The sequence below is a fragment of the Mesorhizobium sp. M0062 genome, from assembly GCF_040323125.1.
Taxonomy (GTDB): Bacteria; Pseudomonadota; Alphaproteobacteria; order Rhizobiales; family Rhizobiaceae; genus Mesorhizobium.
Genome location: NZ_JAMYUO010000008.1, coordinates 21,007 through 44,892 on the forward strand (window position 1 = coordinate 21,007; position 23,886 = coordinate 44,892).

The following is a 23,886-nucleotide window of genomic DNA, read 5'->3' on the forward strand; positions in this document are numbered from 1 at the left end:
ACCCTCCTCCCCAGGATTGAAGGGCCAGCCGGCGCCAACCGCCGGCTGGTCCGGACGTGAGCGTTACTTCACGTCGACTTTGAGCTGCTGCCACAGCGCCAGATAGGCCTCGCGCTGCGCGTCGGTGATCGGCGCCTGGAACTGGATGCGCTTGGCCACCTCGGGATCGCCCATCACCTTGCGGTTGAAGGAGTCTTCAGGCAGCGCTTCCACCGCCTTGGTGTTGGCCGACACCGGAGCGCCGACCTTGGTGACCCATTCGACATAGAATTTCGGATCGATCATCCAGTTGATGAAGGCCTGCGCACCTTCGACATTCTTCGAGCCCACCGGGATCGAGAACGCGTCGAGCCAGGCGACGGCGCCTTCCTGCGGAACGACCAGCGAGACCGGCAGCTTGAAGTGGGTCTTGGCGCGATCGGCCGAGCCGCTCCAATAGGTGCCGATGTCGATCTGGTTGGAGGCGACCATCTGGTTCCAGTCGTTCTCCGAGCTCCAGAAGGTCTTGATCTGCGGCATCAGCGAGGTCAGCTTGGTCTTGACCGCGTCCATATCCTTGATGTCGTTGATGTTCTGGCCGGTGGCGATGGCGCCGAACTGCACCGCTTCGACAGCGTCGTCGCGAATGACGACCCGGCCCTTATGCGCTGGGTCCCACATTTCGGCGATCGAGGTCGGTGGCTTGTCGAAGGACTTTTCGTTGATAGCCAGCGCCGTCAGGCCCCACACCCACGGCACGCCATAGACCTTGCCGTCATGGTCGAGCATCGGCGATTGCGCCTTGTCCTTGCTGATGTCGGCATAGTTCGGCAGCTTGGAGGTATCGATCGGCTGGATCAGCTTTTCCGCCATCGCCTGATCGTTGAAGGCGGCGTTGATCATGACCACGTCATAGAGGCCCGGATTGGTGCGGATCTTGGTCAGCATTTCCTGTTCGGAATTGAAGAAGTCGTTGACGACCTTGTTGCCGGTCGCCTTTTCGAAGGCTTCGATCGCCCACGGCTCGTCGGCGCCGTAGCCCTTCCAGTTGAGCACATGCACTTCGGCGGCACTGGCGGCCAGCGTGAGCGCGGAGGTGATGACGGCGGTCGCCGTCAGCAGGGCAGTCAGTCTTGGCATGCGCATGTTCGTTCCTCTCTTGTTTGCCCGCTTGGCGGGTCAGGCTGTCTGATGGGCCTTCTGGTTCTGGCCCGGCTCGCCCGTGGCGGCCTGGCTCAGGAAAGTCTGGATCTCGCTGTCGGTCGGCGCCGATGAGCCGCCATGGCGGGTGACGGAAAGTGCTGCCGCCGCATTGGCATAGCGCGCCGCCTCGAAGGGATGCACGCCGCGCGAGAGTGCACTGACGAAACCGCCGATATGGGTGTCGCCGGCGCCATTGGTGTCGATGGCATCGACCTTGAAGCCGGCAATGGTCTGCGTCTCGCCATTGACCAACCTCACGAAACAGCCCTTGGCGCCGGCGCGGATAACGACGCCTTCGGCCTTTGGGCAGTGGTCGGCGAGCAGCCGGGCGGCGAGTGCCTCGACATCGCCTTGCCCAGCGATCTCGACCGCTTCCGTCATGTTGCAGCTCAGCCATGTCGTACGGGCAAGCACCCGCGAAAGGATGGGACGTGGGATATCCGCGATGACCGGCGTTGGATCGAAAACGAAGGGAATGTTTCCTGGCAGCGCCTCGATCCAGTCGGTCAGCGCGTCGCGGCTGTCGGAATAGCTCAGCGTATAGCCCGACGTGAACACCCAATCATCAGGCGCGACCACCACGGGGCTCATCATCTCGAGGCTGAGAAAGCTCTCCGCACCGGGCCACGACACGAAGGTGCGCTCGGCATCCCCGGAGATCATGGCGACGCAATTGCCGCTGTCCATGACCGGCGATGGCGGCGTCAGCGTTGTGATGCCTTCGGCCGCAAATGCGGCGCGCAAAAAATCGCCATTCGGTCCGCTGCCGAGCCGGCCGCCGAAGACCACCGTCATGCCGGTGCGGCTGGCCGCCACCATCATGTTGAAGCCGCCGCCGGCGACCTGCGCAAAGCTCGACGCGGTCTTCTCGCAGCCCGGGGCCGGCAAGGCGTCGATGCGGTAGACATAGTCGACGACGGCGCTGCCGATATGGACCAGACGCCCACTCATGCCGCGGCATCCTTGCTGGCCTTTGCCGTGCGCGCCGCGACGAGGTCTTCGGCAAGCGAGCGCACCTCCCCCATATCTATGCCGACGAGCCCGGCAATGTGTTGTTGCGGCAGTTGCGAAAAGCCGACGCAGGCGCCGGCCATGCCTGAGGCAATCGCGCCGATCGTGTCGGTGTCGCCGCCGAGATTGGCGCTGATGATTGCCGCTTGCCAGGGATCGCCCTGCGCGACTTCAAGCACGGCGAAAGCTGCCGGCACGGACTCCTGGCTGGCCACACCGGTGCCGACGAGATCGGTGATGAGCCCGATCGCATCCCGCATGGTCTTGCCGCGCACGAGCTCCTGCGCCCAGGCGATACGCGCGGCGATATCGCCACCAGTCACCCAATGTCCGAGCCGGGCGCCTCGCCGCGCGGCTGCTACCGCGCTGTCGGAAGCGGCACGCCAGTCGCCACCGGCGACGCCGTGGCTGGCGGCGGCGGCAACTGCTGCGGCCGAAGCGATGGCGATCGAGGTGTTGTGCGTCGCACGGCAGGTCTCCGCCACCTTGGTGATAAAAGCATCGAACGGTTCCAGCGGCATCATGATGCCGACCGGCGCGATGCGCATGGCCGCGCCATTGGTGTCGCCCCGGATTCCCGCCTCTTCCGCCGGCACGCCGTCATTGATGGCGTCGATGGCGCGCTTGGTCGATGGTCCCAGCAGGTCATAGCTGCCGCGCGCCTTGACCTCGCGCTCCCAGTCGAGCAGTGCGTTCACCCAGCGCGCATGATCGAAGCGGTCGCCGGACTGGACCAGAATGCGGCCGAGCAGCAGCGCCTGTTCGGTATCGTCGGTGATGGTGCCGGCAACGAGCCCCTTCGACACCGGATGATCGGCAAACGGCGCCACGAAATCCTCGACATGGCCGTAGAGTTCGGCAATGCGGGCCGGCGACAGAAGCTGCGTCGGCATGCCCAGCGCATCACCGAGCGCCCCACCGACAAGCGCGCCCATGGCGCGATCGAGCGTGTCGTTGGTTCTGTCCGGCATCGCTCAAAACCTCATATGCAGCGCGAAATGCGCCGGGTTGAGCAGGCTGGTTACATATTCGATCGGCCGGTCGTCGGCCGCACGCGTCAGCCGGCGTCCGCGCAGGAACGGCGTGCCTTGCGGGCAGCCGAGAATGGCGGCGTCTTCGGCATTCAGCATCTCGATGCCGACCCATTCCTCGCCATGGTCTGGGATGAGGCCGGCGCCGCGCAGCGTCTGGTGGAGCGAGCCTTCGCGCAGACCGCGCAGCGGCACGTCCTCCAGTTCGGTCGACAGCGGCAGGCGGCTGCGTTCGATGGAGATCGCATGGCCGTCGCTGGCATTGGTGCGCACCCGGTCGACGGCGATGAAGAACGGGCTTTCGATGCCAAGCAGCGCGGCAAGATCGGCATCCTCGATCACTTCAAGCCGCAGCGTCCGCGTCTCGGCATTGGCGCCGGCATTGGCCAGCGCCCGCGACCAGCCAATGCTGTCATCGACCGGCTTGCCGTCGAAAGTGACGAAGGAGCCGATGCCGACCTTGGTCGTGATCAGCCCACGGCTAGACAACTCCTCGAGGCCCTTGCGGACCGTGTTGCGGCTGACGGAAAAGCGCTGGACGAGTTCGTTCTCGCTTTGCAGGCGGTCGCCGAAGCCAAGCACGCCGGAGCGGATCTCATGTTCGAGAACGGTGGCGATCTGCTCGGGCTTGCCCGTGCCGGGAGAAAGTTGAACCCCGCGCCGCTTCATATGGGTACCTGTTCAGTAAACCTGTATAGTCCTGTTCGATATTGGAGTTGAAGGGCGGCGTCAACGATATATTTGGATTCACGCATATGCGTTGTGCTCAGGTGCCCCGGGCATCGTTTGTTCGCATGGCGACGCTAACCGCGCAGGGCGTCGCGTCTCCGAGACAGAGCGGGGGCAGCGCTTCCCTCAGGCGATTAGCCTTGCGCTCACACGAAGAAAAATTCCTCAATCCGTTGCTTGGCCGTCCGCAGCGCTGGCAGGATATCCCGCTCCATCGCCTCGACGGAGAACCGCGCCGACTGCGTCGAGACGTTGATCGCCGCCACGGTCTTGCCGGCGCGGTCATAGATCGGCACCGCTATCGAGCGCAGGCCAAGTTCCAGCTCTTCATCGACGACGGCAAAGCCATCCGCCCTCGCCGCGTCGATGGCCTTGGCCAGCGCGGCGCGGCTGGTGATCGTCTTCGGCGTGCGCCGTTCGATCCTCGCCTCTGCAAGCAAGGCCTTCAGCTCATCCGCGCCCAGCCCCGCAAGCAGGACGCGCCCCATCGAGGTGCAATGCGCCGGCAGCCTGGTGCCGACATCGAGCGAAACGCTGAGGATGCGGCGGCCAGGAATGCGCGCGACATAGACGACTTCCTCGCCCGACAGCACCGCCGCGTTACAGGCCTCGTCGAACTGGGCGGCCACGTCGCGCATGATGGGTGCGGCGAATGTCCACAGCGAGGCGCCGCCGAGCCAGGAGCGCACGATGGTGAGCAGGCGCGGCGATAGCGAAAACTGCCGGCCGGATTGCGTGGCATAGCCGGTCGCGGTTAGCGTCAGCAGGAAGCGACGCGCGCCGGCGCGGGTCAGCCCCGCCTCCTCCGCCATTTCGGTCAGCGTCATCCCGGCCGGATGCCGGGCCAGTATCTCCATGACTGCAAGGCCGCGCTCCAGCGAGCCGACATGGTCGCGTGTCGTTGCCTCGTCCTCCATGCGGCCTCCGCAAGACAATGCGCCGCCTTGACTCGTCTCGGCGGCGCGATGTAAAAATATCTCATACAAAACAAATGTTCGCAATACGAACTTTTTGAACTTCGGAGTTCTTGGCGATGGTCAATTTCCTGCCGCTCAAACAGGCCGTGGCTGAGAACCTGCATGATGGCGATACGGTCGCCTTCGAAGGCTTCACGCATCTGATCCCGACGGCGGCGGCGCATGAGGCCATCCGCCAGGGCTTTCGCGACCTGACGCTCATCCGCATGACCCCCGACCTGATCTACGACCAGATGATCGGCATGGGCATGGCCAAGAAGATCATCTTCTCCTATGTCGGCAATCCCGGCGTCGGCCTGCTGCGCCGCGCCCGCGACGCCATCGAGAACGGCTTCCCCCGGTCGATCGAGATCGAGGAGCACAGCCATGCCGGCATGGCCAACGCCTACGAGGCGGGAGCTGCCGGCCTGCCTTGCGCGGTGTTCCGCGGCTATCGCGGCGCCGGGCTGGCGGCAGTCAATCCCAACATCCGCTCGGTCACCTGCCCGTTCACCGGCGAGGTGCTTGCCGCCGTTCCTTCCATCCGACCGGACGTGACCTTCATCCACGCTCAGAAGGCCGACAAAAAAGGCAATGTGCTGGTCGAAGGCATTATCGGCATCCAGAAGGAAGCGGTGCTCGCGGCCAAGCGCGCCGTGGTGACGGTAGAGGAAGTCGTCGACAATTTCGACGACCTGCATCCCAACCTCACCGTGCTGCCGCGCTGGACCATCGCTGCGATCTCGGTGGTATCAGGCGGTTCGCATCCCTCCTACACGCACGGCTACTATGCCAGGGACAACGCCGCCTATCTCGAATGGGACGACATCGCCGCCGACCGTGAAAAATTCCAGACCTGGATGCAGGCCAATGTCCTTGAGCGCACGGCGGACGATTTCGCCGGCCGCGTAAAGCATCTGAGGAGCGCGGCATGAGCGGCTTTACTCCCAATGAGATGATGACGATTGCCGCCAGCCGAGCCCTGAAAAACGACGATGTCTGCTTCGTCGGCATTGGCGCGCCGTCGGCCGCCTGCAACGTCGCGCGACTGACGCATGCGCCCGACATCACGCTGATCTATGAAAGCGGCACCATCGGCACCGCGCCCGATGTTTTGCCGCTGTCGATCGGTGACGGCGAACTTTGCGACACCGCCGTCACGACCGTCTCGGTGCCGGAGATGTTTCGCTACTGGCTGCAGGGCGGTCGCATTTCGATCGGTTTCCTCGGTGCCGCCCAGCTCGACAAGTTCGGCAACATCAACACCACCATCATCGGCGACTATGCGCATCCCAAGACCCGCCTGCCCGGCGGCGGCGGCGCGCCGGAGATCGCCACCTCGTCGAAGGAGATCTACATCACCATGGCGCAGTCCAAGCGCGGCATGGTCGAGAAGATCGACTTCTTCACCTCCTTCGGCCATGGCAATGGCGGCGACCATCGCCAGCGCCTCGGCATCGAGACCGCTGGACCGACGCTGCTGATCACCGACCTCGCCATCTGGAAGCCCGACCCGATGAGCAAGGAATTCACCGTGGTGTCGCTGCATCCCGGCGTGACGCGGCAGCAGGTGCAGGACAGCTGCGGCTGGATCGTAAAGTTCGCCGAGGCGCTTGACGAAACGCCGGCGCCGACGGAACTCGAGCTGACGACATTGCGTGACCTGCAGGCCCGCACCAAGGCGGCGCATGAGGGAAGCGGAAAAGAAAAGGCCGCATGACATGACCGAGGCATTCATCTGCGATTACATCCGCACCCCGATCGGCCGTTTCGGCGGCTCGCTGTCGTCGGTGCGGGCCGACGATCTTGGCGCCATCCCGCTGAAGGCGCTGGTCGAGCGCAATGCCGGCATCGACTGGCAGGCTGTCGACGACGTCGTCTATGGCTGCGCCAATCAGGCCGGCGAGGACAACCGCAATGTAGCCCGCATGTCGCTGCTCCTGGCCGGACTGCCGAAGGAAATTTCAGGCTCGACCGTCAATCGTCTCTGCGGGTCCGGCATGGACGCGCTCACCATTGCCGCCCGCGCCATCAAGGCGGGCGAAGCCGAGTTGATGATCGCCGGCGGCGTCGAATCGATGAGCCGCGCGCCCTTCGTCATGCCCAAGGCCGAGACCGCCTTTTCACGCCATGCCGAGATCCATGACACCACCATCGGCTGGCGTTTCATCAACCCGCTGATGAAGAAACAATATGGCGTCGATTCCATGCCGGAGACCGGCGAGAACGTCGCCGAGGATTTTTCAGTGTCGCGCGCCGACCAGGACGCCTTTGCCGTGCGCAGCCAGGACAAGGCCGTCGCGGCACAGGCCAATGGCCGGCTGGCGAAGGAGATTACCCCGGTGACGGTCCCGCAGAAAAAGGGCGATGCGACTATCGTATCGAAGGATGAGCATCCCCGCGCCGGCACCACGGTCGAGTCGCTGGCCAAATTGCCGACGCCGTTCCGGCAAGACGGCACGGTCACCGCCGGCAACGCATCGGGCGTCAACGATGGCGCGGCGGCGCTGATCATCGCCTCCGAAGCGGCTGTGAAAAAACACGGCCTGACGCCGATCGCCCGCATCCTCGGCGGCGCTGCCGCCGGCGTGGCGCCGCGCATCATGGGCATCGGCCCTGCTCCGGCGACACAAAAGCTCTGCGCTCGCCTCGGCCTGACACCGCACCAATTCGATGTCATCGAACTCAACGAAGCCTTCGCCTCCCAAGGCATCGACGTGCTACGCCAACTCGGCATCGCCGAGGATGCGGAGCACGTCAACCCCAATGGCGGCGCCATCGCGCTTGGTCATCCCTTGGGCATGTCGGGCGCGCGCATTGCAGGCACGGCTGCGCTGGAGCTTCGCGAGCGCGGCGCCCGCTATGCGCTCGCCACCATGTGCATCGGCGTCGGCCAGGGCATCGCAGTGGCGCTCGAACGGGTTTGAGATCGCACTGCCCTTAATAGGGCAAACCGACATAGTTCTCCGCCAGCGCGGTCGACGCCGCCTGCGAATGCACGAGATAGTCGAGCTCGGCTTCCTGGATGCGCTGGCCGAACTCGCCCGTATCGGGAAAGCGGTGCAGCATCGTCGTCATCCACCAGGAGAAGCGCACCGCCTTCCACACCCGAGCCAGCGCTTTGGCTGAATAGGCGTCAAGCCCGGCCTGCGATTTGTCCAGATAGAATTCGCGAAGTCCGGCAAAGAGATAGCGCACGTCGCTGGCAGCGAGGTTAAGCCCTTTGGCGCCGGTCGGGGGCACGATATGGGCGGCGTCGCCGACCAGGAACAGCCGGCCGAAGCGCATCGGCTCGGCAACGAAGGAGCGCAGCGGCGCGATCGACTTTTCGAAGGACGGCCCGGTAACAACGGCGGCGGCAGTCTGCTCGGGCAGGCGACGGCGCAACTCATCCCAGAAGCGGTCGTCGCTCCAGGCCTCGACGCTCTCATCAACCGGAACCTGCACATAGTAGCGGCTGCGATGTGTCGAGCGCATCGAGCACAGCGCAAAGCCCCGCTCATGGTTGGCGTAGACCAGTTCGTGATCGGCCGGCGGCACTTCGGCCAGCACGCCGAGCCAGCCGAAGGGATAGGTCCGCTCGAAGGTTTTCAGCGCCCGCTCAGGCACCGATTTGCGGCTGACGCCGTGATAGCCATCGCAGCCGGCGATGAAGTCGCAGTCGATGCGATGGCCGACGCCGTCCTTGCTATAGGTGACGTAAGGCGCTTCGCCATCGAAACCATGCAGCGCGACGTTGGCCGCCTCATAGACGGTGGTCAGCCCGGCCGCCTCGCGCTTGTCCATCAGATCGTGCGTCACTTCGGTCTGGCCATAGACGGTGACATGCTTTCCCCCAGTCAGTGCCGTGAGGTCGAGCCGGAGCAGGCCGCCGCCGAAGGCAAGCGAGATGCCGGCATGCAGCAGGCCCTCGGCATGCAGCCTTGCAGCTGCGCCCGCCTCTTCGAGCAACTCGACGGTGCCTTGTTCGAGCACCCCTGCCCGCACCCGGCCAAGCACATGCTCCCGGCTCGAACGTTCGAGGATCACCGTCTCGACGCCAATGGTGCCGAGAAGCTGGCCAAGCAGCAGCCCGGACGGTCCGGAGCCGACAATGACAATCCGGGTGCGCATCAGTGTCCCAGGCTTTCGATCTGTCCGGCGAGTTCGGCGGCGAGCCGTAGCGCAGCCGCGGTCGCAACCGCCATCTGCGGCAAGAGCAGCCATTCCAGCGTCCAGGCAGCACCGGAGCGCTCCTGCTCATGCACCAGCGCCTGATGCATGCCGGAAAGCTGGGTGGCGTTGAAGCGCGCCAGCGTCACCAGCACTTCCGCCTTCACCGGGTTCTGCTTGTGCGGCATGGCCGACGAGCCGCCGCCGCCGGACAGCTTGATGTCGGTTCTATCTTGAGCCATCAGCGCAATGTCCTGGCCGAACTTGCCGAGGCTGCCGGTGATGAGCGATAGCAGCCCGGCGAATTCGGCCAGTGCATCCCGCTGGCTGTGCCATTGCGGCGCGTCGCCAAGGCCGAGCTTTGCGGCAAGGGCCGCGCGCACGGCAGGTCCTTTGTCGCCCAGCTTCTCCAGCGTGCCGGCAGCGCCGCCAAACTGCACCACGAGCAGACGCTTGGATTGCTCCGACAGTCTCTGCTGATGCCGTTGCAGCGGCGTGCGCCACACCGCCACGCGGTCCGACGCCTGAATTGGGATCGCCGGCTGCATGCGCGTCATCGCTGTCAATGCACGGCTGCCAAAACGTTCTTCCAGCCCCACCAGCCGCAAAATGTTTTCAGTCAGCAGCAGGTCGAGATGTTCAATGAGCCGGCGCAGCCGAAGCACCAGGCCAGTGTCGATGACGTCCTGGCTGGTTGCGCCGAAATGCACGCCGGCGTCGTGCGGCGCGCCGACCGCTGCCTTCAACTGGCGCACCAGTTCGGGCACGATCACGCCATCCTTCGCCACACCGGCCCGCAGCCGCGCGGTGTCCGGCTTGTATGACAACAGGACAGGTATAATCGCCGCGGCGGCATCCGTGCCGATAATCCCGCTTTCGGCTTCCGCTTGCGCCAGCGCGCGCTCGAAATCGAGCATGGCGGCGATTTCCGCATCCACCGAAAAATGCCGAGCCGCCTCCTCGTCGCCGAGCAGGCCGGAGAGCAGCGGATGGTCGAAGGGCGATACGGTCATGTCATTGGCCTCCTAGCTGTCGAAGAAGACCGTTTCCTTCTCCCCTTGGAGATGGACGTCGAAAATATAGTTGTCGCCTTGCCGCTCGGCGATCAGCGTCGGCACTCGCACCTTGTGCTCGATGCGGGCCAGGATCGGATCCTCGGCATTGGCCTTGGCCTCGTCTGAGAAATAGAGCCGCGTATGTAGGCCGATATTGATGCCGCGCGCGACGATCCACAAGCTGATATGCGGCGCCATCAGCCGCCCGTCGCCATATGGCACGCGTCCCGGCTTGATCGTCTGAAAACTGCACAGGCCGGTTTCCATGTCGGTCGGCTGACGGCCCCAGCCCTGAAAATCCGGATCGGCATCGCCGCGCAATTCGGCCGGCGAATTGTAGAAGCCATTGGCATCCGCCTGCCAGATCTCGATCAGCGCGTCCTTGAGCGGCGTGCCGGTGCCGTCGAGCACGCGGATGCGCAAACCGATGCGCTCGCCCTTGGTCTTGTCGTTGAGCATCGTCGCGCCGAGGTCTGTCGGATAGACGCCGCCGATACCGCCGAAATTCGGCGTCAGCCCGATATGCACGTAAGGCCCGGCGGTCTGCGACGGACTCTCCTTCAGCCGGGTCAGCGACTGCGCCATCAATTTCCCTCCGGCCGGCTTTCGAACAGCGCGGCGCGGCGTCCGCGCAACACGATGTCGAACTTGTAGGCGCGCGCGTCGAACGGGATCGTCGCCTGCATGTCGAGCGCCGCTACCAGCGTCTCAACGGCCGCCTTGTCGCGGATACCGCGCACGATCGGGCATCGCCAGATCAGCGGGTCGCCCTCGAAGTACATCTGGGTGATCAGCCGCTGTGCGAAGCCGTGGCCGAACACCGAGAAATGGATGTGCGACGGCCGCCAGTCATTGGGCCCGTTCGGCCAGGGATAGGGACCTGGCTTCACCGTGCGAAAGGCATAACCGCCATCGGCATCGGTGATGGTGCGGCCGCAGCCGCCGAAATTCGGATCGAGCGGCGCGAGATAGCCGTCCTTCTTGTGGCGGTAGCGGCCGCCTGAATTGGCCTGCCAGAATTCGAGCAGCGCGCCGGAGACGCCCTGGCCGCGCTCGTCGAGCACGCGGCCATAGACGATGATACGCTCGCCGATGGCGCTCTCGCCGGGCTTTGCGAAATTGTGGATCAGGTCATTGTCGAGTTCGCCCAGCATGGCGTGGCCGAACACCGGACCGGTGATTTCCGAAGCCGTGTTGTCGAAGGCCAGCAGCGCCTTTTGCGGCGAGCGCAGCACCGACGTCTTGTAGTCGGGCGTCAGCGCCGGCGGATGCCAGCCGCGGTCGCGCTGGAAGAAGGCGCCGCTCTCGGGCCTGCGGTTCGAGCCGGCATCAGCTGGCATGGCCAGCCCTGCTTCCGTCCATTTCCGAAAACACCTCCTTGGCGATCCTGAAGGCGCGGTTGGCGGCCGGCACGCCGGCATAGATCGCGACATGCAGGAACGCTTCGCAGATATCGTCGCGCGACGCACCGGTGTTGGCGGTGGCGCGCACATGCATGGCGACCTCTTCATCATGGCCAAGGGCGGCCAGCAGTGCCAGCGTCACGATCGAGCGTTCGCGCCTGCTGAAGCCCGGACGCGCCCACACAGTGCCCCAGGCTGCCTCGGTGATCAGCTCCTGGAACGGCCGGTCGAAATCGGTGACGGCATCCTCGCTGCGATCGACATGAGGGTCGCCGAGCACCGAGCGCCTGACGGTCAGCCCGGTTCGGTATCTGGTTTCGTTTTTGGGCAGTTCATCCATGGGTCTGCTTTCTCAGGGGAAGCGCCGCGACGAAATCGCGGATCAGGGTGGTCAGCGCCTCGGGCTGTTCGACGCAAGGGATGTGCGCGGCGTCACGAATGATTTCGAAATGTGCGCCTGGGATCAGATCGGCCAGCCAGCGGACGAGATCCGGCGGCGTCGAGCCGTCCTGGTCGCCAACGACGCAAAGCGTGGGCACCGCGATCGCCTGCGCAGCCTCGGTAAAATCGGCATCGCGCACCGCGGCGCAGGTGCCGACATAGCCGGCGACGGCTTGCCGGGTCATCATGTTCCAGTAGCCGTCGAGCTCGGCGACACGGTCCGCGTGGAAGGCAGGCGTAAACCACATTTTGAGCACGGCATCGGCGATGGCCTGGATGCCTTTGCTTTCGACCGTTTCGATGCGGGTGTTCCAGCTGTCGGCCGTGCCGATCTTGTGGGCGGTGTCGCACAGGATGAGGCCGTCGACGATTTCGGGGCGCCGGGCATAAAACCCTTGCGCAATCAGGCCGCCCACCGACAGGCCGCACAGCACCGCATTGTTCAGTTCGAAATGATCGAACAGGCCCGACAGATCATCGACATGCTCGTCGATCGAGCTGACGCCACCAATGTCGGACAGGCCATGGCCGCGCTTGTCGTAGACCAACACAGGCATTTCGCCACCCAGTTCGGACAACACCTCGTCCCAGATGCGGAAGTCGGTGCCCAGCGAATTGATGAACACGATCGGCCGCGCATTTCCCTTCGCCTTGATATGGCGATGGTGCAGCGTGATGCCGCCAATGTTGACGAATGGCACGATTTCGATCCTCCGTGTTCACATTGCACAAGGCATTTGGTTTGGTAAAATGATATTTTACGCCGTTTCATTAACTGCTCGGTTATGAGAACATGTCCGAAAGCCGCATAAGGTTCCGTCACCTGCAGGAATTCCTTGAGGTAGCGCGGCAAGGCAGCGTGGCGAGGGCGGCCGACTTTCTCCATGTCAGCCCACCGGCCGTGACCAAGACGTTGCGCGAATTGGAGGAGGCGCTTGGCATCGCTGTCGTCGAACGCGACGGCCGCGGCATCAGGGTGACGCGGCTTGGCGAAATCTTTCTCGGCCATGCCGGCACGGCGATCACGGCACTGAAGCGCGGCGTCGATTCCGTCCGCCAGGACGGCGCCATCAACCGGCATCCGATCCGCATCGGCGCGCTCCCGACAGTGTCGGCCAAGGTGATGCCACGCGCCATAAGCCTGTTCCTGAGTGAAAATACCGGTGCTGCGATCAAGATCGTCACCGGCGAGAACGCGGTCCTGCTGGAACAGTTGCGCGTCGGTGCGCTCGATCTCGTCGTCGGCCGGCTTGCGGCGCCGGAAAACATGACCGGCTTCTTCTTCGAGCATCTCTATTCCGAACCGGTGCTGTTCGTGGTGAGGGCCGGCCATCCGCTGCTGCAGCCGGGCCAGGACATCTTCGCCCGGCTCGATGAATTCCCGGTGCTGATGCCGACGCGGGAGTCGGTCATCCGCCCGTTCGTCGACCGCCTGTTCATCACCAACGGCATGACGGCGCCTGCGACCGAGATCGAGACCGTCTCGGATTCCTTCGGCCGTGCCTTCCTGCGCCAAAGCAATGCGGTCTGGATCATATCGACAGGCGTCGTCGCCAACGAACTCTCCAGCGGCGCCTTCGTCGCCTTGCCCGTCAACACCGAGGAAACCAAAGGGCCGGTCGGCCTGACGATGCGGACCGACACTGCGCCTTCGCCGGCCTTCACCATCCTGCTGCAGACCATTCGCGAGGCGGCCAGCCAGAACGCCTGAGCACCTTTCGCCAATCTGGCGCAGAGCGGGCCTTCAGCCGTATTTCCATAACCTGTTGGTTAACGAAACACCGCAAAATATCATTTTACCAAACCAAACACCTAGGGCACTGTGACGATGGGAGGATCGAAATCGTGCCGTTATCGGCATTGGCGGCGTTCCGCTGCCGCCTCAAGGCCTGCCGGGGCGATCTCCGATCTTAAGAACGGGCGGCATCGATTTTGAGCAGACCGGCGGTGACCTCCAGGTGCCGTCAGGAAAGGGAGGAATACCAGCATGACCTCAAGCAAATCCGGCGTCTCGCGGCGCCAGTTCATCGCCACATCGCTCGCCGGCGGCGCGGCACTTGCGCTCAGCCGCGGCCAGGCATTCGCGCAGGCCCCCGACACGCTGAAGGTCGGCTTTGTCAGCCCGCGCACCGGGCCGCTCGCCGGCTTCGGCCAGACCGACGGCTATGTGCTCGATCTCGCCCGCAAGGCGCTCGCCAACGGCCTCGACATCGGCGGCAAGAAATACAGTGTCGAGATCATCGACCAGGACACGCAATCCGACCCGTCGCGCGCCGGCCAGCTCGCCAAGGACCTCATCAACAACCAGGCCGTCGACCTGATGCTGGCGGTGTCGACGCCGGAGGTGATCAACCCGGTCGCCGACGCCTGCGAAGCCGCCGGCGTGCCTTGCCTCTCCACCGTCATGCCGTGGGAGGCCTGGTATTTCGGCCGCGGCGCCAAGCCCGGCGAACCCTCGCCGTTCAAATGGACCTATCATTTCGGCTTCGGCGTCGACGAGTTCTTCCGGACCTACATCTCGCAATGGAGCCTGATCGAGACCAACAAGAAGGTCGGCGTCATGTATCCCAACGACGCCGACGGCAATGCCATCCGCACCCATCTGGCGCCGTTGCTGGCAAAGCAGGGTTTCACCATCGTCGATCCCGGCGCCTACGAGACCGGCACCACCGACTATTCCTCGCAGATCGCACTGTTCAAACAGGAAGGCGTCGAGATCTTCAACTCCTTCCCGATCCCGCCGGACTTCGCCGCCTTCTGGCGCCAGGCCGCGCAGCAAGGCCTGATCAAGCAGATCAAGATCTGCCAGGTCGCCAAGACCGGGCTGTTCCCGTCCGACATCGAGGCGCTCGGCGATCTCGGCAACAAGATTTCGAGCGCCGCGTACTGGCACAAGGCCTTCCCCTACAAGTCGCCGCTGACCGGCGTTTCGGGGACCGAACTGGCCGACGGTTATGAGGCCGCCAGCGGCAAGCAATGGACGCAGCAGCTCGGCGCCTCGATGTCGCTGCTCGACGCCGGCTTCGAGGCGCTGAAGGCAAGCACCGACGCCAAGGACAAGGCGGCCGTCGCCAAGGCGCTGAGCACGCTCAACACCGAGACCATGATCGGCAAGGTCGACTTCACCAGCGGCCCGGTCGCCAATGTCTCTCCCGGCCCGATCATCGGCACCCAATGGGTGGCGGCCAAGGAAGGCGGCAAATTCCCGCTCGACTACGTCGTGACCGAGAACGCCACCGACCCGAAGGTTCCGGTCGAGGCCAAGCTCCAGCCGTATAACGGCTGACGGACGGCTACGGGGATCGCATCGTGAACGGTTCAGCAAACGCCGCGATCCTCCGCGCTGCCGGCATCCAGAAACGCTTCGGCGCGCTGGTGGTGCTCGACGATATCGACTTCGCCATGAATGCCGATGAGGCTGTCGGCATCGTCGGCCCGAACGGCGCCGGCAAGACGACGCTGCTCAGCATCTTGTCAGGCGCCTTCCCGCCGAGCGCCGGCACGGTCGTCTTCAAGGGCGGCGATGTGACGGCGCTGCCGGCAACGCAGCGCTGCCGGCTCGGCCTGGTGCGCACGCACCAGGTGCCGAAACCGTTCGGCGGCATGACCACGTTCGAGAACGTTTTTGTTGCGGCATCGCATGGCGCCGGTCTCGCCCGCGACGAGGCCTATGAAGAGGCGTTGGCGTCGCTGAAACTGTGCGGCATGCTGGGCGTGGCCAACCGGCGCGCCGAAACGCTCGGCCTGCTCGACCGCAAGCGGCTAGAACTTGCCCGCGCGCTCGCGGCAAGGCCGACGCTGCTTCTGCTCGACGAGATCGGCGGCGGCCTGACCGATGGCGAGGCGAGCGAACTTGTCGATACCATCAAGGAATTGCGTCGGCGCAAGATCGGCATCGTCTGGATCGAGCACATCGTCCACATCCTGCTGCAGGTGGCCGAGCGGCTGATCTGCATGGACGCCGGCAAGATCATCGCCGACGGCGAGCCGCAAGCGGTGATGGCCGACCCCGAAGTCGTGCGGGCCTATCTCGGCGGAGGCCCGAAATGAGCCTGCTCGCAATCGAGAATCTGGTCGTCCGCCACGGCCTGTTGCAGGCGGTGCGCGGCGTGAACTTCTCGATCGAGCGCGGCGAAACGCTGGCGCTGGTCGGCGCCAACGGCGCCGGCAAGACGACCCTGCTGCGGGCGATCGCCGGCGCGCACCAGCCGACGGCCGGCCGCGTGCTGCTGAATCGTGCCGATATCACCGGCGTTCCCTCGCACAAGCGCGTCGGCATGGGCGTCGCGCTGGTGCCGGAAGGGCGAAAACTGTTCGTGCAGATGACGGTCGAGGAGAACCTCCTGCTTGGCAAGACCGCCGGCCGTCCCGGCGACTGGAGCGTGGAACGAGTGCTCGACACGTTCCCCAATCTGAAGCCGCGCCGCCATGCCAAGACCGGGCATCTCTCCGGTGGCGAGCAGCAGGCCACCGCCATCGGCCGCGCTTTGATGAGCAATCCCGAACTGCTGCTGCTCGACGAGGTCTCGCTCGGCCTGTCGCCGCTGGTGGTCGATCGCGTATACGCTTCGCTGCAAGGCCTGATCAGCTCCGGCACGACGATCATCCTGGTCGAACAGGACCTCAATCGCGCGCTCTCGGTCTCGGACAAGGTCATCTGCATGCTCGAAGGACGCGTCGCGCTGGAAGGCCCGAGCAAGGGCATGTCCCGCGATGAAGTGACGAAAGCCTATTTCGGTCTGCACAGAAAAAGCGCCGGGAGTGTGCCGGCATGAGCAACCAGATCGTCCAGGGCATCCTGCTCGGCGGCTACTACGCGCTGATCGCCTGCGGCCTCTCCTTCATGTTTTCGGTGATGCGCATCATCAACCTCGCACATGGAAGCCTGGCCGTGTTTTCCGCCTATGCGCTGTGGTGGCTCGCCTCGCAATTCCATATCTCGCCCTTCGTCGGCCTGCTCATCGTGCTGCCGCTGATGGCGGCCATCGGCTGGGCGCTGCAGCGCTTCCTGCTCGAGCGCAGCGCCCGCGGCGGCGCGCTCCTGCCGATCCTGACCACGTTCGGCCTCGCCATCGTCATCGACAATGCGCTGTTCGAGCAGTTCGGCGCCGACACACGTTCGCTGGCGCCCTATATCGGCAGCCTCTCCTACGATTCCTGGGAATGGCCGGGCAGCATCTATGTCGGCAAGCTTGCCGTGATCATGTTCGCCGCCGCCGTCATATTGCTTGGCGGACTGCAGCTGTTCCTCACCCGCACCAGGCTTGGCCGCTCGATCCGCGCCACGTCGGAAGATCCCGACACGGCCGGTCTCGTCGGCGTCGATGCGCGCCGCGCCAATGCCCTCGCCGCCGCCATCGCCATGGTCACCGTTGGGCTGGCCGGCGCCTTCCTCGCCATGCGCGCCACCTTCGATCCCTATACCGGCGCACCTCAATTGCTGTTCGCTTTCGAGGCGGCGGTGATCGGCGGCGCCGGTTCGCTATGGGGCACGCTGGTCGGCGGCATCGTTCTGGCGCTCGCCCAGACGCTCGGCGCGCAGATCCATCCGCAAGGTTTTCTGATCGGCGGCCATGTCGCCTTCCTGATCGTGCTGTTCATCCGGCTCTCCACCTCCGGCCTCGGCCTGCGCGGCCTGCTGCGCCTGCCCGCGAGGAAAGCATCATGAGCGCGGTTTTAAACGACCCCGTCATCGAGCGCGGCACCTCCGCCTCGCGCATCTCGGCGATTGCGGTCGTCGTCATCATCGCGCTGCTTGGCATCGCGCCGCACTTCCTGTCGGCCGGCGCCGTCGACCGCCTTACCGCCTTGTTCATCTATGTGATCCTGGCAGCGATGTGGAACGCGCTGGCCGGCTTCGGCGGGCTGGTTTCGGTTGGACAGCAAGTGTTCTTCGGCCTCGGCGCCTATTTCGCCATCCGTCTGGCCGATGCCGGCCTCAACCCGTTCGCCTCGCTGTTCGTCTCCGCGATCATCGTCGGCGCGATCTCCTGGCCAATGTCGCTGTTCATGCTGAAGCTTAAGAACGGCGAGTTCGCCATCGGCATGTGGGTGATCGCCGCGCTCACCCATCTGCTGGTCAATCTCGACCGGCTGGTGCAAGGCGAAACCGGGACGTCGCTGATCTCGCTCAACGTCTATGACGCCGGCGTCAGGCGGGCGACGATCTACTGGCTGGCGTTGGCCGCGATGACGGCGCTGCTCGCCACCCTGTTTAGCCTGCTGCGTGGCAGCACGGGTGCGGCCATCCGCGCCATCAGGGACAATGAGGAGGCCGCGGCATCGGTCGGCGTGCGCGTCACTGGAACCAAGCGGCTGCTCTTCGTGCTCGCCGCCTTCGGCATCGGCATGGCCGGCGCGCTGTGGTTGGCCACGTCGATCACCTTCCAGCCGAAAACCTACTTCAACGTCCAGTGGACCGCCTACATGATCTTCATGGTGCTGGTCGGCGGCATCGGCACCTTCGAGGGCGCCATTCTGGGTGCGCTGCTGTTCTTCCTCATCGAGACCTGGTTCGGCGGCACCGGCGTCTGGTATCTGATCGGCCTCGGCGCCACGGCGGTGCTGTTCTCGCTCTTCCTGCCGCGCGGCCTGTGGGGAACGCTGGAGGAGCGCTTTGGCCTGCGCCTGCTGCCGGTCGGCTATCGCGTCAGGCTCCCGCCAAACGCCGCAGATGGCGACGCGGCGCCCTCGCCGCAACAGGCCGCAACGCATCCAGAAAAGGCGTGACCATGCTGTTCGGCAAGACCATCCTCATCACCGGTGTCGCCTCTGGTATCGGCGCTCGCACGGCCGAACTTGCCGGCCAACTGGGCGCTGACGTGATCGGCGTCGACGTGCGTGAACCTGCCGCACCGGTCGGCTTCTTCGTCAAGGCCGACATCTCGTTCAAGGCCGGCGTCGACGATCTCCTCGGGCGCCTGCCGCAGCGCATCGATGCGCTCTGCAATGTCGCCGGCCTCCCCGGCAACACCGGTGCGGTGTCGACACTGGCCGTCAACTTCTATGGCCTGCGCGCGCTCTCGGAAGGCCTCGCACCCAGACTTCGTGAAGGCGGCGCCGTGGTCAACGTCGCCTCGATCGCCGGCTATGGCTGGCGCGCCAATCTCAACCGCGCGGCATCGATGGTCGGCATCGAAGGCTTTCCCGATGTGGCGGAGGTGGTCGCCGACCATCAGGTGAAGAACGAGGAAGGCTATTCCGTTTCCAAGGAGCTGCTGCTGTTGTGGACGCAGCGCGCCGCGCATCAGGACCTGTTCAGGAGCCGCGGCATCCGCGTCAATGCAGTGAGCCCCGGCCCGGTCGAGACGCCGATCCTCAAACAGTTCCGCAATGTGCTGGGCGACGCCCGAGTCGATAGCGACATCGCCCGTGTCGGCCGCGCCGGCACATCGGGCGACATCGCGCCTGTCGTGCTGTTCCTGTGCTCGGACGGCGCACGCTGGGTCAACGGCGCCAATGTGCCGGTTGACGGTGGGCTTGAAGCATCGATCAATGCCGAGGTGCTCGGCTTCTAGACCATGATCCCGAAAAGTGGGAGCCGGTGTTCGGAATCAGATCGTGGTCGATAATAGGTAGAAAAGACGCTCGACGGCGAGCGAGGGAGAGAACAATGGACATCGGACTTCTGATCGACGGCGATAAAAGGGATGCCTCCGGCTCAGCCTCTTACGAGCGCATGGACCCGTTCACCGGCAAGCTGGCGACCCGCGCTGCCGCAGCCAGTATCGCCGACGCCAATGCCGCGGTCGAAGCCGCTGCTGCCGCTTTCAAGACGTGGTCGAAGACCGGTCCGGGCGAGCGCCGCGCTTTGCTGTCCAAGGCGGCCGATGTCATGGACTCCAAGGTCGGCGAATTCACCAAATTGATGATGGAAGAAACCGGCGCGACCGGCCCCTGGGCCGGCTTCAACGTCATGCTCGCCGCCAAAATGCTGCGCGAGGCAGCCGCCATGACGACGCAGATTTCGGGCGAGGTCATTCCCTCCGACAAGCCCGGCACGCTGGCCATGGCGATCCGCCAGCCGGCCGGCGTCTGCCTCGGCATCGCGCCGTGGAATGCACCGGTCATCCTCGGAACCCGTGCCATCGCCATGCCGATCGCCTGCGGCAACACGGTTGTGCTGAAAGCTTCGGAAATGTGCCCAGGCACACACCGGCTGATCGGGCAGGTGCTGGTCGAGGCCGGCCTGCCCAAGGGCGTCATCAATGTCGTCACCAATCATCCCAAGGACGCAGCGACAATCGTCGAGGCACTGGTCGCGCACCCCGCCGTAAGGCGTGTCAACTTCACCGGCTCGACCAAGGTCGGCAGGATCATTGCCGAACTCGCCGGCCGTCACTTGAAGCCGGCGCTGCTCGAACTCGGCGGCAAGGCGCCGCTGGTCGTGCTCGACGATGCCGACATCGTCGCCGCGGTCAATGCCGCGACCTTCGGCGCCTACATGCATCAGGGCCAGATCTGCATGTCGACCGAGCGTCTGGTCGTCGATGAAAAGGTCGCCGACGAATTCGTCGCCAAGCTCGCCGCCCGCGCGGCGCAGCTGCCTGCCGGCGACCCGCGCGGCCATGTCGTGCTCGGTTCGCTGATCAGCGACCAAGCCGCCGACAAGATGGAAGAACTGGTTGCCGACGCCGTCGCCAAGGGCGCCAGGCTTGTGGCCGGCGGCAAGCGCACCGGAACCGTGGTCGAGGCGACATTGCTCGACCACGTGACGCCGGCGATGCGCGTCTATTCGGAAGAATCCTTCGGCCCGGTCAAGCCGGTGATCCGCGTCAAGGGCGAGGACGAAGCGGTATGTGTCGCCAACGATACCGAATACGGCCTGTCTTCAGCCGTGTTCAGCCGCGACATCCGCCGTGCCATGGCGGTTGCCGCGCGCATCGAAGCCGGTATCTGCCACATCAACGGCCCGACCGTCGGCGACGAGGCGCAAATGCCGTTCGGCGGCGTCAAGGGTTCAGGCTACGGCCGCTTCGGCGGCAAGGCCTCGATTGCCGAGTTCACCGACCTGCGCTGGCTGACCATCGAGGATCCGGGGCAGCACTATCCGTTTTGACTCCACCTTCTCTCACAGGGGAGAAGGAAAGGAGCCCTCAGGGCCGTTGCCTGGCGAGCCAACGGATTCCCGCATCAAAACCCGGCAAGGCTCGAGCCACGCGATCGGCGGCCCCTCCCGGAGTTGTAAATCGTTTAATCGTGGGTATTTTACCCCTCAAGCACATGCCGCCGGACGGCGGCAAGCGGTTTTGGGGACTACCACAAGTGCAAAGCAAAATACGCGATACGGATCGCGCCGGGGAGGAATCGTTATGCCAAACAAGGCCCTGCCGCTGGTCATCAGCGCGCCGGAACCACGCACGCTCGACCTGATCTTCACCTCACCGCAGCTGGCGCGCCTCAAAGCGCATTACCGCGTCGTCGAGACGACGGCCGAGGGCGTGGCGAACTTGCCCGCCGACGTGCTTGCCGAAGCCCGCTATATTATCGGCCAGCCGCCGATCTGGCCCGAGACCTTGGACCGGATGCAGGCGCTGCGTTGCGTCTTCAATGTCGAGACCAACCTCATCAACAACATGCCCTATGAGACGCTGTTTGCGCGCGGCATCCATGTGGTCACCACCGGCCTCGTCTTCGCCGAGCCGGTGGCCGAGCTTGGCCTCGCCATGGCGCTCAACCTCGCCCGCAACATCGTCGATGCCGACCTCGCCTTCCGCAAAGGCGAAGAGCTGTGGGGCGGCGACGGCAATTTGACGGCGCGGCTTCTGTCCGGCGCCGATGTCGGCATCATCGGCTTCGGCGATCTCGGCCGTGCGCTCAACCGACTGCTGTCGGGTTTTCGCACCCGCACCAAGGTCTTCGATCCCTGGCTGCCGCCATCGATCCTGATCGACAGTGGCGTCGAGCCGGCCTCGCTGGACGAGGTGCTGTCGACCAGCGATTTCGTCTTCGTCGTCGCTTCGGTGACCTCAGAGAATCAGGGCTTTCTCGGTGCCAATGCTTTTGCCTCCATGCGCAAGGGCGCCGCATTCATCCTGCTCAGCCGCGCCGGCGTCGTCGACTTCCCTGCCCTGATGGCGGCGGTGGAAAGCGGCCACATCGTCGCCGCCAGCGATGTCTTCCCTGAAGAACCGCTGGCGCAGGACCATCCGGTCCGCACGATCCCCGGCTTCCTGCGCTCCGCCCACCGCGCCGGTGCGCTTGACATCGCCTTCAAGCGCATGGGCGACATGGTGCTGGAGGACATGGACCTGATCGACCGCGGCCTGCCGCCTCTGCGCTCCAAGCGCGCCGAGCGCGAGACGGTGTCAAGGATGCGTTCGAAGCCGGCGGACAGGAACTAGTTGTCGCGAGAAATCCGCCTGAGATGGATTTCGCAGTTGGCCAAGCCGCGTTGTCATCGTCGCTCAGGATGACCGCAAGCGCGGGAACCTTTGCACGGCGATACCCCGCCAGGCCTGGCCGGCGGGGTATTGATTTGCGGATCACGTAAAAATCTGCGTGCTATCCGGCCGCGACGCCGGCAGCTGAGCGATTGGCCAGCACCAGCCCGACCTCGCCGACGACCTGCTCGACGCGCTTCAGGATGGGTTCTGCCCGCAGCACGCCATCGGAAAAATCCTTGTCCGTGGCATAGACCCCTGTCGGCAGCGTCAGCGCCTCGAAGAAGCCGAACAGCGGCCGCAACTGGTGCTCGACGATCAACGCGTGGCGATCGTTACCGCCGGTGGCAAGCAGCACCACCGGCTTACCGCGCAAGGAAGCGGGATCGAACAGATCGAAGAAGTGCTTGAACAGGCCGGTGTAGCTGCCCTTGTAGGTCGGCGACCCCACCACCAGCACATCGGCATTGACGACGCTGTCGAAGATTGCCCGCGCCTGACCGTCGAGATCGCGCGCCCATTTGGCAGCGCCAAGTGAGGGGCCGAGGTCTTCGATGTCGTAGGTACTCGCCGACAATCCATGCTGGCGCGCAATGTCCCTGACGACCTGGTCGACGAAGCCGCGCGTCTTGGACGGCCGGGTGAAATTGCCGGAAAACCCGACGACGGTTGGATTGGGCATGTTTCTCTCACCTCTCGCGGACCTGCTTGATGCCGCATATTTACAGGCTTGCGCCTGCCGCAAGAAGCAAATGACTGACCTTGCAGCACCATAGTGAGGAATTTTTTTCCGTTTGCCCGCTCGTCTCAGGCCGCGAGAAGCCGGCCATAGGATTCCAGGTAGAAGCCGGGCGACCTTGCGCAGGTCCGCACCGCCTCCCTGGCGGCAACCGTTTCCTGCCACCGCAGCAGGCGCTCGCATTCGGTCGGCATGGCAAAGCCCAGATATTTCTCAAGCACGCACAGCTGTTCGAACCAGGGATAGAAGGCGACGTCGGCGGCGCTGAATTCCGAGCCCAGCAAAAACCGTTCGTCCGCCCCTCGCCTCGCAAAGGCATGCTGTTCCACAAAGCGCAGGGCGTCGCCAAGCTGGGCCTTGATCCGCTCATGAACCATAGCGTCGGAACTGTGCATCATGGTTGCCGTCCTGGCGTAAAGCTGCGTGTCGGCGAAGCTGATCCAGATGCGCGCCTCAGCGCGGGCATGAGCATCCCTGGGGAAAATCGGCCGTTCGGGGAATGCATCATCGAGATATTCGCAGATGATCGCCGACTCCCTGACATATTGCCCCTGATGGCGCAGCAGCGGCACCTTTCCCGTCGGCGTGAGTTTCAGGAACCACGCCGGCTTGTTGCGCAGATCGATTTCGATTTCCGTCGCCTGCAGGCCTTTCTCGGCAAGGGCGAGCCTGACACGGTGCGCATAGGGACAAAGCTGCGCGACAAAAAGCTCGATTGGCGGCATGAATAACTCCTGAGTTTCGTTATCGCCGGCAAGCGGCCTGTCGGGCATAGCTAGGTCCAGTAAGGCCGGCGCGCTATTCG

Annotated in this window: 25 protein-coding genes; 12 read left to right on the forward strand and 13 right to left on the reverse strand. The window is 64.6% G+C overall.

Going from position 1 to position 23,886, the window contains the following annotated elements; all coding sequences use genetic code 11:
* Positions 1-63 precede the first annotated feature (63 nt).
* The 5 genes from NKJ64_RS12015 to NKJ64_RS12035 form a co-directional block, all read right to left on the reverse strand.
* The gene (locus NKJ64_RS12015; protein ID WP_023733149.1) at positions 64-1,125 is read right to left on the reverse strand and encodes an ABC transporter substrate-binding protein; all 1,062 of its coding nucleotides are present in this window, start codon (positions 1,123-1,125) and stop codon (positions 64-66) included.
* Between the two features lie 33 nt (positions 1,126-1,158).
* Entirely contained in the window at positions 1,159-2,133 is a 975-nt protein-coding gene (locus NKJ64_RS12020; protein WP_352462622.1) for a PfkB family carbohydrate kinase, read from the reverse strand.
* Positions 2,130-3,164, reverse strand: coding sequence for an ADP-ribosylglycohydrolase family protein (locus NKJ64_RS12025; RefSeq protein WP_352462623.1), 1,035 nt, complete (start codon positions 3,162-3,164; stop codon positions 2,130-2,132). Before NKJ64_RS12025 ends, NKJ64_RS12020 begins: the two co-directional genes overlap by 4 nt.
* 3 nt (positions 3,165-3,167) lie before the next feature.
* Positions 3,168-3,893: a GntR family transcriptional regulator gene (locus NKJ64_RS12030; protein WP_352462624.1), complete on the reverse strand. Its 726-nt coding sequence runs from the start codon at positions 3,891-3,893 to the stop codon at positions 3,168-3,170.
* 206 nt (positions 3,894-4,099) lie between these two features.
* Positions 4,100-4,870 carry an IclR family transcriptional regulator domain-containing protein gene (locus NKJ64_RS12035; protein WP_023714833.1) on the reverse strand — a complete coding sequence of 257 codons (771 nt, stop codon included), beginning with the start codon at positions 4,868-4,870 and terminating at the stop codon, positions 4,100-4,102.
* Between the two features lie 116 nt (positions 4,871-4,986).
* On the opposite strand from NKJ64_RS12035, the gene NKJ64_RS12040 reads away from it, so the two are divergent.
* Genes NKJ64_RS12040 through pcaF form a run of 3 tightly spaced genes read left to right on the forward strand, consistent with a single transcriptional unit; the run spans position 4,987 to position 7,836 of the window.
* A complete protein-coding gene (locus tag NKJ64_RS12040) occupies positions 4,987-5,844 on the forward strand; it encodes a CoA transferase subunit A (RefSeq protein WP_023685266.1) in 858 nt (285 codons plus the stop codon).
* Positions 5,841-6,629 carry a CoA-transferase subunit beta gene (locus tag NKJ64_RS12045; protein WP_023685267.1) on the forward strand — a complete coding sequence of 263 codons (789 nt, stop codon included), beginning with the start codon at positions 5,841-5,843 and terminating at the stop codon, positions 6,627-6,629. The genes NKJ64_RS12040 and NKJ64_RS12045 overlap by 4 nt, the downstream gene beginning before the upstream one ends.
* Before the next feature lies 1 nt (position 6,630).
* Entirely contained in the window at positions 6,631-7,836 is a 1,206-nt protein-coding gene (pcaF, locus tag NKJ64_RS12050; protein ID WP_352462626.1) for a 3-oxoadipyl-CoA thiolase, read from the forward strand.
* Positions 7,837-7,849: 13 nt separating this feature from the next.
* On the opposite strand, the gene pobA is transcribed toward pcaF, so the two are convergent.
* The 6 genes from pobA to pcaD are packed head-to-tail and all read right to left on the reverse strand — an operon-like array spanning position 7,850 to position 12,661.
* Complete coding sequence (gene pobA / locus NKJ64_RS12055; RefSeq protein ID WP_352462627.1) at positions 7,850-9,022, reverse strand: 4-hydroxybenzoate 3-monooxygenase; 1,173 nt, start codon at positions 9,020-9,022, stop codon at positions 7,850-7,852.
* Positions 9,022-10,074 (reverse strand): 3-carboxy-cis,cis-muconate cycloisomerase, encoded by a 1,053-nt coding sequence (locus NKJ64_RS12060; protein ID WP_352462628.1) that lies wholly within the window; start codon positions 10,072-10,074, stop codon positions 9,022-9,024. The genes pobA and NKJ64_RS12060 overlap by 1 nt, the downstream gene beginning before the upstream one ends.
* Before the next feature lie 12 nt (positions 10,075-10,086).
* Positions 10,087-10,701, reverse strand: coding sequence for a protocatechuate 3,4-dioxygenase subunit alpha (gene pcaG, locus NKJ64_RS12065; RefSeq protein WP_352462630.1), 615 nt, complete (start codon positions 10,699-10,701; stop codon positions 10,087-10,089).
* Positions 10,701-11,456: a protocatechuate 3,4-dioxygenase subunit beta gene (gene pcaH, locus NKJ64_RS12070; protein ID WP_352462631.1), complete on the reverse strand. Its 756-nt coding sequence runs from the start codon at positions 11,454-11,456 to the stop codon at positions 10,701-10,703. The genes pcaG and pcaH overlap by 1 nt, the downstream gene beginning before the upstream one ends.
* The gene (gene pcaC, locus NKJ64_RS12075) at positions 11,446-11,859 is read right to left on the reverse strand and encodes a 4-carboxymuconolactone decarboxylase (RefSeq protein ID WP_023668153.1); all 414 of its coding nucleotides are present in this window, start codon (positions 11,857-11,859) and stop codon (positions 11,446-11,448) included. Before pcaC ends, pcaH begins: the two co-directional genes overlap by 11 nt.
* The gene (gene pcaD, locus NKJ64_RS12080; RefSeq protein ID WP_352462633.1) at positions 11,852-12,661 is read right to left on the reverse strand and encodes a 3-oxoadipate enol-lactonase; all 810 of its coding nucleotides are present in this window, start codon (positions 12,659-12,661) and stop codon (positions 11,852-11,854) included. The genes pcaC and pcaD overlap by 8 nt, the downstream gene beginning before the upstream one ends.
* A gap of 92 nt (positions 12,662-12,753) precedes the next feature.
* Between pcaD and pcaQ the strand changes: the two genes are divergently transcribed.
* The 9 genes from pcaQ (at position 12,754) to NKJ64_RS12125 (ending at position 22,303) form a co-directional block, all read left to right on the forward strand.
* On the forward strand, positions 12,754-13,671 hold the full coding sequence (gene pcaQ, locus NKJ64_RS12085) for a pca operon transcription factor PcaQ (RefSeq protein ID WP_352462634.1): 918 nt from the start codon (positions 12,754-12,756) through the stop codon (positions 13,669-13,671).
* Positions 13,672-13,947: 276 nt separating this feature from the next.
* Positions 13,948-15,246 carry an ABC transporter substrate-binding protein gene (locus NKJ64_RS12090; protein WP_352462635.1) on the forward strand — a complete coding sequence of 433 codons (1,299 nt, stop codon included), beginning with the start codon at positions 13,948-13,950 and terminating at the stop codon, positions 15,244-15,246.
* An 89-nt stretch (positions 15,247-15,335) separates the two neighbouring features.
* Positions 15,336-16,010 carry an ABC transporter ATP-binding protein gene (locus NKJ64_RS12095; protein ID WP_352444670.1) on the forward strand — a complete coding sequence of 225 codons (675 nt, stop codon included), beginning with the start codon at positions 15,336-15,338 and terminating at the stop codon, positions 16,008-16,010.
* Positions 16,007-16,735 (forward strand): ABC transporter ATP-binding protein, encoded by a 729-nt coding sequence (locus NKJ64_RS12100; protein ID WP_023736026.1) that lies wholly within the window; start codon positions 16,007-16,009, stop codon positions 16,733-16,735. The genes NKJ64_RS12095 and NKJ64_RS12100 overlap by 4 nt, the downstream gene beginning before the upstream one ends.
* Positions 16,732-17,628 (forward strand): branched-chain amino acid ABC transporter permease, encoded by an 897-nt coding sequence (locus NKJ64_RS12105; protein WP_023685279.1) that lies wholly within the window; start codon positions 16,732-16,734, stop codon positions 17,626-17,628. Before NKJ64_RS12100 ends, NKJ64_RS12105 begins: the two co-directional genes overlap by 4 nt.
* On the forward strand, positions 17,625-18,689 hold the full coding sequence (locus tag NKJ64_RS12110; RefSeq protein ID WP_352462636.1) for a branched-chain amino acid ABC transporter permease: 1,065 nt from the start codon (positions 17,625-17,627) through the stop codon (positions 18,687-18,689). The genes NKJ64_RS12105 and NKJ64_RS12110 overlap by 4 nt, the downstream gene beginning before the upstream one ends.
* A gap of 2 nt (positions 18,690-18,691) precedes the next feature.
* On the forward strand, positions 18,692-19,477 hold the full coding sequence (locus NKJ64_RS12115) for a coniferyl-alcohol dehydrogenase (RefSeq protein ID WP_031201463.1): 786 nt from the start codon (positions 18,692-18,694) through the stop codon (positions 19,475-19,477).
* A gap of 95 nt (positions 19,478-19,572) precedes the next feature.
* Positions 19,573-21,018 (forward strand): aldehyde dehydrogenase, encoded by a 1,446-nt coding sequence (locus NKJ64_RS12120; protein WP_352462638.1) that lies wholly within the window; start codon positions 19,573-19,575, stop codon positions 21,016-21,018.
* A gap of 253 nt (positions 21,019-21,271) precedes the next feature.
* Positions 21,272-22,303, forward strand: a complete 1,032-nt coding sequence (locus NKJ64_RS12125; RefSeq protein ID WP_352462639.1) for a hydroxyacid dehydrogenase — start codon at positions 21,272-21,274, stop codon at positions 22,301-22,303.
* 160 nt (positions 22,304-22,463) lie between these two features.
* Here NKJ64_RS12125 and msuE read toward each other — a convergent pair whose 3' ends face one another.
* On the reverse strand, positions 22,464-23,024 hold the full coding sequence (gene msuE, locus NKJ64_RS12130; RefSeq protein ID WP_352444550.1) for an FMN reductase: 561 nt from the start codon (positions 23,022-23,024) through the stop codon (positions 22,464-22,466).
* 125 nt (positions 23,025-23,149) lie between these two features.
* The gene (locus NKJ64_RS12135) at positions 23,150-23,854 is read right to left on the reverse strand and encodes a glutathione S-transferase family protein (protein WP_352444552.1); all 705 of its coding nucleotides are present in this window, start codon (positions 23,852-23,854) and stop codon (positions 23,150-23,152) included.
* Positions 23,855-23,886: the final 32 nt, after the last annotated feature.

Excerpts from the sequence above, each read along its gene's own strand:
- NKJ64_RS12015 (WP_023733149.1), bottom strand. The coding sequence starts at position 1,125 with ATGCGCATGCCAAGACTGACTGCCCTGCTGACGGCGACCGCCGTCATC.
- NKJ64_RS12020 (WP_352462622.1), bottom strand. The coding sequence starts at position 2,133 with ATGAGTGGGCGTCTGGTCCATATCGGCAGCGCCGTCGTCGACTATGTC.
- NKJ64_RS12025 (WP_352462623.1), bottom strand. The coding sequence starts at position 3,164 with ATGCCGGACAGAACCAACGACACGCTCGATCGCGCCATGGGCGCGCTT.
- NKJ64_RS12030 (WP_352462624.1), bottom strand. The coding sequence starts at position 3,893 with ATGAAGCGGCGCGGGGTTCAACTTTCTCCCGGCACGGGCAAGCCCGAG.
- NKJ64_RS12035 (WP_023714833.1), bottom strand. The coding sequence starts at position 4,870 with ATGGAGGACGAGGCAACGACACGCGACCATGTCGGCTCGCTGGAGCGC.
- NKJ64_RS12040 (WP_023685266.1), top strand. The coding sequence starts at position 4,987 with ATGGTCAATTTCCTGCCGCTCAAACAGGCCGTGGCTGAGAACCTGCAT.
- NKJ64_RS12045 (WP_023685267.1), top strand. The coding sequence starts at position 5,841 with ATGAGCGGCTTTACTCCCAATGAGATGATGACGATTGCCGCCAGCCGA.
- pcaF (WP_352462626.1), top strand. The coding sequence starts at position 6,631 with ATGACCGAGGCATTCATCTGCGATTACATCCGCACCCCGATCGGCCGT.
- pobA (WP_352462627.1), bottom strand. The coding sequence starts at position 9,022 with ATGCGCACCCGGATTGTCATTGTCGGCTCCGGACCGTCCGGGCTGCTG.
- NKJ64_RS12060 (WP_352462628.1), bottom strand. The coding sequence starts at position 10,074 with ATGACCGTATCGCCCTTCGACCATCCGCTGCTCTCCGGCCTGCTCGGC.
- pcaG (WP_352462630.1), bottom strand. The coding sequence starts at position 10,701 with ATGGCGCAGTCGCTGACCCGGCTGAAGGAGAGTCCGTCGCAGACCGCC.
- pcaH (WP_352462631.1), bottom strand. The coding sequence starts at position 11,456 with ATGCCAGCTGATGCCGGCTCGAACCGCAGGCCCGAGAGCGGCGCCTTC.
- pcaC (WP_023668153.1), bottom strand. The coding sequence starts at position 11,859 with ATGGATGAACTGCCCAAAAACGAAACCAGATACCGAACCGGGCTGACC.
- pcaQ (WP_352462634.1), top strand. The coding sequence starts at position 12,754 with ATGTCCGAAAGCCGCATAAGGTTCCGTCACCTGCAGGAATTCCTTGAG.
- NKJ64_RS12090 (WP_352462635.1), top strand. The coding sequence starts at position 13,948 with ATGACCTCAAGCAAATCCGGCGTCTCGCGGCGCCAGTTCATCGCCACA.
- NKJ64_RS12100 (WP_023736026.1), top strand. The coding sequence starts at position 16,007 with ATGAGCCTGCTCGCAATCGAGAATCTGGTCGTCCGCCACGGCCTGTTG.
- NKJ64_RS12105 (WP_023685279.1), top strand. The coding sequence starts at position 16,732 with ATGAGCAACCAGATCGTCCAGGGCATCCTGCTCGGCGGCTACTACGCG.
- NKJ64_RS12110 (WP_352462636.1), top strand. The coding sequence starts at position 17,625 with ATGAGCGCGGTTTTAAACGACCCCGTCATCGAGCGCGGCACCTCCGCC.
- NKJ64_RS12115 (WP_031201463.1), top strand. The coding sequence starts at position 18,692 with ATGCTGTTCGGCAAGACCATCCTCATCACCGGTGTCGCCTCTGGTATC.
- NKJ64_RS12120 (WP_352462638.1), top strand. The coding sequence starts at position 19,573 with ATGGACATCGGACTTCTGATCGACGGCGATAAAAGGGATGCCTCCGGC.
- NKJ64_RS12125 (WP_352462639.1), top strand. The coding sequence starts at position 21,272 with ATGCCAAACAAGGCCCTGCCGCTGGTCATCAGCGCGCCGGAACCACGC.
- msuE (WP_352444550.1), bottom strand. The coding sequence starts at position 23,024 with ATGCCCAATCCAACCGTCGTCGGGTTTTCCGGCAATTTCACCCGGCCG.
- NKJ64_RS12135 (WP_352444552.1), bottom strand. The coding sequence starts at position 23,854 with ATGCCCGACAGGCCGCTTGCCGGCGATAACGAAACTCAGGAGTTATTC.